The 9069-nt window shown below is 27.6% G+C and carries 6 protein-coding genes and 1 pseudogene; all 7 read left to right on the forward strand.

Annotation, left to right across the window (positions count from 1 at the left end; translation table 11 throughout):
• The first annotated feature begins 1 nt into the window (after position 1).
• Positions 2-1762 (forward strand): hypothetical protein, encoded by a 1761-nt coding sequence (locus Q1J48_RS01285; RefSeq protein ID WP_300331402.1) that lies wholly within the window; start codon positions 2-4, stop codon positions 1760-1762.
• A gap of 96 nt (positions 1763-1858) precedes the next feature.
• Positions 1859-2887, forward strand: a pseudogene (locus tag Q1J48_RS01290) (asparaginase); the annotation flags it as partial.
• A gap of 466 nt (positions 2888-3353) precedes the next feature.
• Positions 3354-5336 carry an excinuclease ABC subunit UvrB gene (gene uvrB, locus Q1J48_RS01295; protein WP_300360663.1) on the forward strand — a complete coding sequence of 661 codons (1983 nt, stop codon included), beginning with the start codon at positions 3354-3356 and terminating at the stop codon, positions 5334-5336.
• A gap of 1 nt (position 5337) precedes the next feature.
• Positions 5338-6540, forward strand: coding sequence for an exodeoxyribonuclease VII large subunit (gene xseA, locus Q1J48_RS01300; RefSeq protein ID WP_300360664.1), 1203 nt, complete (start codon positions 5338-5340; stop codon positions 6538-6540).
• 17 nt (positions 6541-6557) lie between these two features.
• On the forward strand, positions 6558-7352 hold the full coding sequence (locus Q1J48_RS01305; protein WP_300344752.1) for a tetratricopeptide repeat protein: 795 nt from the start codon (positions 6558-6560) through the stop codon (positions 7350-7352).
• Positions 7353-7361: 9 nt separating this feature from the next.
• Positions 7362-8423, forward strand: a complete 1062-nt coding sequence (gene dprA / locus Q1J48_RS01310) for a DNA-processing protein DprA (protein WP_300360665.1) — start codon at positions 7362-7364, stop codon at positions 8421-8423.
• 29 nt (positions 8424-8452) lie between these two features.
• A partial coding sequence (locus Q1J48_RS01315) for a toprim domain-containing protein (protein ID WP_300360666.1) occupies positions 8453-9069 on the forward strand: 617 nt, incomplete at its 3' end.

Consider the following 9069-nt stretch of genomic DNA (forward strand, 5'->3'; position numbering starts at 1 on the left):
ATTGGGAATTAGTAAAGATAGATTTAGAAAGGCACTTGATAGTTTTTACTCTCAAGAGATGTTATATGACCTTTTTAAAACATATTTTATAAAATGGATTGCTGACGGATATATTGGAATAAATTTAGGACTTTTTGAAGTTTCTCTTTTGACTGAGAGCAGTCCAAAAATAAAATTTTTAGATTTATTGGAACAATCTTTTTTAAAAGAAGAGGTTTTTAATACAATCTTTAAAACATTACCAGAAGATATACAGAAAATTTTTAATGAAATAGCTTGGAATGGAAAGTATACTATCTCTCAAGAGGAGAGAGAAAACTTTTTTAAGAAGGAACAGAAATTTTCTGCAGTGGTAGACTTAAATGCAAAGTACTCATTTTTTAAATATCACGAAGATAATCAAAAAAATGAATATCTTTATTTGGATAATGATATAGTAAGATGGTATAGAAAATTTTTACCTAAAAATAGAGATTGTTTTATATATACAGTAAATAAAAATGATAATTGGTCAGTTGGAAATAATGAAGAGAGTATAATTGAAAACTTAGGAAAATATTTTAATTTTTTCAATGATAAAAAATTAGAGATTTCTTCAAGTGGAAAATTATTAAAATCATCTAAAATAGGAATGCATAAATATTGTAATATCCAAGAATATTATGAAAATTTAAATGATTTAGATTTTTTAAAGACAGAAACAATAGCATTATTCTTCCATATTTTGCGTGAGGAGTATTTAAATCCTGAGTATTTAAAAGGAAGTAATTTAAAAAATATTATTTTAGATTTTTTAAATGGTGAAAATATAAAAGATGACAACTACACTTATCCAAGACTTTATTTAAACTATTTAAAAGGGTATGGAAAACCTAAGAAAAATAATAGTGAAGTGATTCGTGGGATACAAACAATTAGAGATATAATTCAAGATATCCCAGCAGAAAAAGTAATCAGTGTAGAAAATTTAATAAACTACATTATATATAATGATAAATTTATAGAGGTACTTAATAAAGAATCTGTATATGAGCACGTATATATAAATGAAGCAAATTATGAAAGAACTAAACTTTCAACTTATGAAAACTATCAAGGATATATAATAGAGCCTTTTATAAAATCAGTATTATTTATTCTTGGAACTTTTGGAGCTTTGGAAATATACTATACAATACCAACAGGGAAAAAATCTTTATACCTAAGACACGGATATCTTTCGAAATATGATGGTATCAAGGGATTTAAACTTACTGAACTTGGAGAATATATTTTTGGAAAAAGAAAAAGTTATGAGTTTAAGCAAGTTGAAGAGGGAACAGTTTATTTAGAAGATGATATTTTAATAGCTAGTGTAATTGGAGAGGCACCAGTGAGAACTTTATTTTTAGAAAGTATAGGTGTTAGAATTTCTACAAATAAATTTAAAATTTCAGTAGACAGTTTTTTAAGAAAAATTTCAAATAAGATTGAACTTGAAGAAAAAATAAAAGAATTTAGAAATAAAATTTCAGAAAATCCTGGAGAGATTTGGGAGAATTTATTTAAGGAGCTTTTAGAAAGAATGTCATCAATAAAAATACTTAATGATTACTCAGTTTTACAATTGAAACAAGATAAAAATTTAATAACTTTTATCTCTTCTAATAAAGAGATTTCAAAATTAATATTGAAAGCAGAGAACTTTCATATAATAATAAAAAATGAAAATATTAAACCTTTTGAAGAGATACTAAATAGTAACGGATACTTTTTATCTTAACATTAAAAGTCTTGGTTTTTATTCCAAGACTTTTTTATTTCATTACTCAATTTTTTATGATATAATCAGTTAAAAAGAGATAATTAGGAGGTACAAATGTTAGAAAAAGTATTAATTATAAATACAGGTGGAACTATTGGAATGGTACACAATGATTCACAGGATTCAACAAGCCCCCTTAGACCAGCAAAGGATTGGCACGAAATAGCAAATGAACATCCTATTTTAAAAAAATTTCCAACTGATTATTGCCAATTGGAAAAACTTATAGATTCTTCTGATATGTGTTTAGAAATTTGGGTAGAAATTGGTAAAATAATAGAAAAAAATTATGATAAGTATAGAGGGTTTGTAGTTCTTCATGGAACAGATACAATGGCTTTTACAGCCTCAGCCCTTTCTTTTATGTGTAAAAATCTTTCAAAACCAATTATTTTAACAGGATCTCAAGTTCCTTTACAGTCACCTAGAAGTGATGCTTTACAAAATCTTATTACAGCGATTCAAATAGCTGGAAATGAGATATATGGAGTAAGACTTGTACCAGAGGTTGCTATATTTTTTAGAGATACTCTTCTTAGAGGAAATAGAGCTAGAAAAATAGATGCAACAAATTATTTTGGTTTTTCATCTCCAAACTATCCAGTAATTGGAGAGGCTGGAGGAGATATAAAAATAATAAAGGATAGAATTTTAAAACCAAGCCATGACAAATTTTATTTAGATGCAAGATTTTCAAATGAGGTTATTGTTTTAGAATTATTCCCCGGTTTAAATTTTAATTATTTAAAAAGTATATTTAAAGAAAATTGTGGAATAAAAGGGGTTATATTAAAAACTTATGGAAATGGAAATGCTCCAACAACAAAAGAGTTTTTTGAGTTTTTAAAATATGTTTCATCTCAAAAAATAGTTATTATAGATATAACTCAATGCACAAAAGGTTTTGTAAAAATGGGACTATATGAGGCAAGTGCAAGACTTACTGATATAGGGGTTATCAGTGGAACAGATTTAACTCCAGAGGCAGCAGTAACAAAACTTATGTATTTACTAGGAACTTGTAGAGATGTAAAACAGATAAAAAGAAAGATGCAAGTTGATATTTGTGGAGAACAAACTTTAAGTCAATATGATTTTGTTTTTGAAAATAGAGATGAGTTTACAGATTATTTTGCAACAGAGATAACAGTTCCTAAAAAATTAAAGAAAGAATATCTTTTGAGATTGGTAGGAAGAGTTGTAAATATAACTGAAAGAGAATTTAAAGACAAAGAGTTAAAAATAACTATGTCTATTGAAAGTTTAGATGATTATGATGATAATTTTATGGAGGCAAGTAATAAAATTCAAAAGATAGTTGATAAAAATAAAAATGATGCTCATATACTTTTTAATAAGTCTGTTAAAAGAATATTGGATAATAGCAAGTCCATAAGAATAACTATGGAATCAAATATGAAAATCAAATGGGAAAATATAAATTTCTCTATCTATTCTGAATTAATTTAAGGGTTTCTATTTTTTACTTTATTTTATTTATAAAATATTATACAATGATTGTATAATATTAATGAGATTAGGTGAGTTTATGTTTAAATTACATTCAAATTTTAAACCTACTGGAGATCAACCACAGGCAATAAAAACTTTGGTTGAAGGAATAAAGTCAGGAGTTAAGGATCAGGTACTTTTAGGGGTAACAGGTTCAGGAAAAACTTTTACAGTTGCAAATGTTATAGCAGAGGTTGGAAAACCAACTTTAATTTTAGCACCAAATAAAACATTAGCAGCTCAATTATATTCAGAGTATAAAAAATTTTTCCCAGAAAATGCAGTTGAATATTTTGTTTCTTATTATGATTATTATCAACCAGAGGCCTATATAAAATCAACTGACACCTATATAGAAAAAGATTCCTCTGTAAATGATGATATAGATAGAATGAGAAATGCAGCAACAGCTGCCTTAATAAATAGAGAAGATGTAATTATAGTGGCATCTGTATCAGCAATTTATGGATTGGGATCTCCAGAAACTTATAAAAAAATGACAATTCCAATAGATTTAAAAACTGGATATGATAGAAATAAACTTTTAGAAAAATTGGTAAACCTAAGATATTCAAGAAATGATATAGCTTTTGAAAGAGGAACTTTTAGAGTTAAAGGAGATGTAGTTGATATATATCCATCTTATATGGAGATGGGTTATAGACTTGAATTTTTTGGAGATGACTTAGATAGTATCTCAACTATAAATACTTTGACAGGACAAAAAATACAAAAAAATAAAGAGAGAATTGTAATCTATCCATCAACACATTATTTAACAGAAGATGAAAAGGTGGAAGAGATTTTAAATGAGATAAAAAGTGATATGGAAAAAGAGGTTCAGGCTTTTAAAGATGAAGGAAAAATTTTAGAGGCACAGAGGTTGGAACAAAGAACCACTTATGATATGGAAATGATAAAAGAGATAGGACATTGTAAAGGGATAGAAAATTATTCAAGATATTTAAGTGGAAAGAAACCAAATGAAAGACCAGATACTTTAATAGATTATTTTCCAAAAGATTTTTTAATTTTTATAGATGAGTCCCATATAGGAGTTCCACAGATAGGCGGAATGTATAATGGAGATAGAGCTAGAAAAGAATCTTTAGTAGAGAATGGATTTAGATTAAAATCAGCTTTAGATAATAGACCTTTAAAATTTGAAGAGTTTAGAAAAATTTCAAATCAAACAGTTTTTATTTCAGCAACTCCTGGAGATTTTGAAATAAAAGAATCAAATGGAAGTGTAGCAGAACAACTAATAAGACCAACAGGACTTGTAGATCCAGAGATTGAAATAAGAAAAACTCAAAATCAAGTTGATGATCTTTTAGATGAAATAAGAGAGAGAGTAAAAAGAAAAGAGAGGGTACTTGTAACTACTCTTACTAAAAAAATGGCTGAGGAGTTAACAGAGTACTATGCTAGTCTTGGTGTAAAAATAAAATATATGCATTCTGATATAGATACCCTTGAAAGAATTGAAATAATAAGAGAGCTTAGATATGGAAATATAGATGTCATAGTTGGAATTAACCTTTTAAGAGAGGGGTTAGATATACCAGAGGTTTCTTTAGTTGCAATTTTAGAAGCAGATAAAGAGGGATTTTTAAGAAGTCGTCGTTCTCTTATTCAAACAATAGGAAGGGCAGCCAGAAATATAAATGGAAAAGCTATTCTTTATGCTGATATAATGACAAAATCAATGTCACAGGCTATTGGTGAAACAGAGAGAAGAAGAAAAATTCAAAAGGAATATAATGCTTATAATAATATAGATCCAAAATCTATAATAAGAGAGGTTTCAGAAGAGGTTCTTAATTTAGATTATGGAATTGATATGGAAGAGGAGAAAAATATTTCAGAGATGAAGTTCTCTTCAAAAGAGGATATTGAAAAAGAGATAAAAGTTCTTTTAAAAGAGATAAAAAAATGTTCTGAAGAACTTGATTTTGAAACAGCTATATTGAAGAGAGATAAGATGAATAAACTAAAAGAGATGTTATTGGAGTTATAATATGGAAGATAAAATTTATAGTGTTACGGAATTTAATAAAATAGTAAAAAGTTTTATAGCTGATACTCCAGAATTTAGTAATTTCTTTTTAAAAGGGGAACTTTCAGGTGTAAATTATTATAAAAGTGGTCATCTTTATTTTACATTAAAAGATAGTAAGAGCCAGATAAAGTGTGCAGCTTTTAGTTATAAATTAAAAAGAATACCTGAGGATTTAAAAGAGGGAGATAGTGTAACTGTTTTTGGAGATGTAGGATTTTATGAAGCTAGAGGTGATTTTCAAATCTTAGTACGTCATATAGAAAAAGAAAATTCTATGGGAGAGCTTTATAGAAAACTTGAAAAGGTAAAAGAAAAAATGGAGAAGGCTGGATATTTTTCTCCAATGTATAAAAAAACATTACCAAAATATCCAACAACAATAGGAGTAGTTACATCTTCAAATGGAGCAGGACTTTATGATATAATAACAACGGCGAGAAAAAGAATGGAAAATATAAATATCTATGTTTATCCTTCAAAGGTTCAAGGCGAAGGTGCCATTGAAGAGATAGTGGAAGGGATAGAAACCTTAGATAAAATTCCAGAGATAGATCTTATAATAGCAGGACGTGGTGGTGGAAGTATAGAAGATCTTTGGGCTTTCAATGAAGAAAAAGTAGCTATGGCATTTTTTAATTGTAAGAAACCTATTATTTCTGCAGTGGGGCACGAGATAGATTTTTTACTTACAGATCTAGTGGCAGATGTAAGGGCTGCAACACCAACTCAAAGTGCTGAAATAGCAATTCCTGTAAAAAAAGATGTAGAAAATTATTTGGAAGAGAGAAAAAAATATTTAACTCATAGAATAGAAAAACAATTGGAGGTAGCAAAGCTCCATTTAGAAAATAGAAAAAATTCATATGCTTTAAAAAACTTTTCAAAAGTTTTTAAAGAGTCTGAGGAGATTTTAAATAATAAAGAGATAGAACTTGAAAATATAATGAAGTTACTATTGGAAAGAAAAAAACAAAAATTAGATTTACAGGTTGAAAAAGTAATATCTTTAAATCCATTGAATGTTTTATCAAGAGGATATTCTTTAGTAAAACATAAGGATAAAATTATAAAAAATTCTAACGAAGTTAAATTAGAAGATGAAATTATAATTAATTTACACAGTGGAAGTATAATAGGAACAGTAAAGGAGATAAAAGATTAATGAAATATTTTTTTAAAATGATTTTAGTAGTAATGATTTCTGTTTCTTCATTTGCTAATAATTATTTTGACTCATCTAGTTTATTAAATGGAAAAGTCAATATAGATTATAGTGATGAGGAGGACTCTGGAGGGTTTGAAGGGCTAGAGGAAGAGGAAAGACCTACAAGTATAACTTTTAAATACACAGATAAATATAGAGTAAAAAGAAGTTTTACTATACCAGTTTTAATACAAAATGAAGGGGATCCAAGACCAGCTGAGATAGCTACTATTGAAGATAGAGTTGTAAGAGAAACTATAAGAGAGAAAGCAGCAGCTATGCTTAGATACTATAATAAAGCATTTTCTAGTTATTTGGAAAAAATAAGTAATGACTCAGGTAAGATTTATGAATTAGGAAATTACTATTTTGTAAATGGACAGTATGAAAAAGCTAGAGATGTTTTTAGTAAGAATATAACAAGTATAGAAAATCTATTTGGGGCAGCAACAACAAATAGATTTTTAGGAGATTATGAGGCAGCAATAGCTTATTATAGTGAAGTTATATATATGAATCCAAATTTACCAGAGCCATATTTAGGTAGAGGGATTTGTTATAGAAATAAAGAAAAAACTAGAGAGGCATTGGCAGACTTTTTAAAATATAAAAGTATGAAAAATAGTGAAGAGGCATATGCAGCTTTAGGAAATATTTATATCTTAAGAAAAGATTATTCAAATGCTAAATTTATTTTAAATGAGGGAAAATTGCTATATCCAAAATCAAAAATTATAAGTGATTTATTAGTAAGAGCTCATGGAAGATAGAGGGATAATATGGAATGGTATAGATTAAGGATTGTTAAAATTAAATATAAAAATATTTTAAAACTAATGAATTCTTTTGAAAATTACCAAGATATATTTAAACTTACAGATGAACAATTAAAGCTATACTTTAAATTTGATGATGAAACTATATTATTACTTCATAAATCTAAAAAAATAAATTTAGAGGAAGAGTTAAAATCATTAAAAAATTTGGGAATAAAGATTGTATCATTAAAAGATAAAGATTACCCAATAAATTTAAAAAATATATCACATCCACCAGTATTTTTATACTATAAAGGAGATTTAAATCTTGCTGATAAAAATACAATTGGAATAGTTGGAACTAGAAAACCTACAATTTATGGAAAAAGAGTTTGTGAAAAAATAACTTGTGAGTTAGTCGAATCAGATGTAGTTACAGTAAGTGGACTGGCTTTTGGAATAGATACCATATGTCATAAAACAACTCTTGAAAATAATGGAAAAACTATTGCAGTTGTAGGGTCTGGACTTGATATTCCATATCCTAAAGAAAATAAAAATTATTGGGAAGAGATAGGGAAAAAGGGATTGATAATATCGGAATTTCCTATGGGAACAGAACCGATAGCTTATAATTTTCCTTTGAGAAATAGAATCATAGTGGGACTCTCTAAGGGAATAGTAGTTATAGAGAGTAAGGAAAAAGGCGGAAGTTTGATAACAGCTGGTCTTGCTTTAGAAGAGGGAAGAGATGTATTTTCTGTTCCGGGAGATATTTATTCTCCAGCCTCAATAGGAACTAATAATCTTATTAAAAATTCTGAGGCAAAATTGGTAACTTGCGGAGAGGATATACTAAAAGAATTTAATTGGGATATAAAAGAAAAAAATAAAGTAAACTTAAATTTATCAGAAGATGAATTTAAAATATATAACTCCTTGATAAAAGAAAAAAACTTAGATGAGTTGGTTGTATCCACTGGAATAAAGCCAAAAATTCTTTTGGCTATTCTTATGGATATGGAGATAAATGGGTATATTTCAAGTATTAGTGGAGGAAAATATATTAGAAAAGTAAAATAAAAATTATTTTATTTGAAAGGTATGGAATTATGAAGAAAAATGACAAAAAAAATCTAGTGATAGTGGAATCACCTGCAAAAGCTAAAACTATTGAAAAAATATTAGGAAATAATTTTTTAGTAACAGCATCTTTTGGACATATTAGAGATTTACCTAAAAGCACTTTAGGGGTGGATATTGAAAATAACTTTACTCCAAATTATTCTACTATTAGAGGAAAAGGAGAGATAACTAAAAATCTAAAGGCTTTAGCAAAAAAAGCTGAAAAAGTGTATTTAGCTTCCGACCCAGATAGAGAGGGAGAGGCAATAGCTTGGCATATAGCTCATACATTAAAATTAGATGAAAATGAAAATAATAGAATAGAGTTTAATGAGATAACAGCTTCAGCAATAAAAGATGCAATAAAACATCCTAGAAAAATAGATATAAATAAAGTAAATGCTCAACAAGCAAGAAGAATATTGGATAGACTTGTGGGATATGAGGTAAGTCCACTTCTATGGAAAGCTATCTCTTCAAATACAAGTGCTGGTAGAGTTCAATCTGTTGCTTTGAAATTAATTTGTGAATTGGAAGATGAAATAAAAGCATTTATACCAGAAAAATATTGGGATATCAATGGTGAGTTTCAAGATAAAATAAA

The sequence above is a fragment of the Fusobacterium sp. genome (genome assembly GCF_029258315.1).
Lineage (GTDB): Bacteria > Fusobacteriota > Fusobacteriia > Fusobacteriales > Fusobacteriaceae > Fusobacterium_B.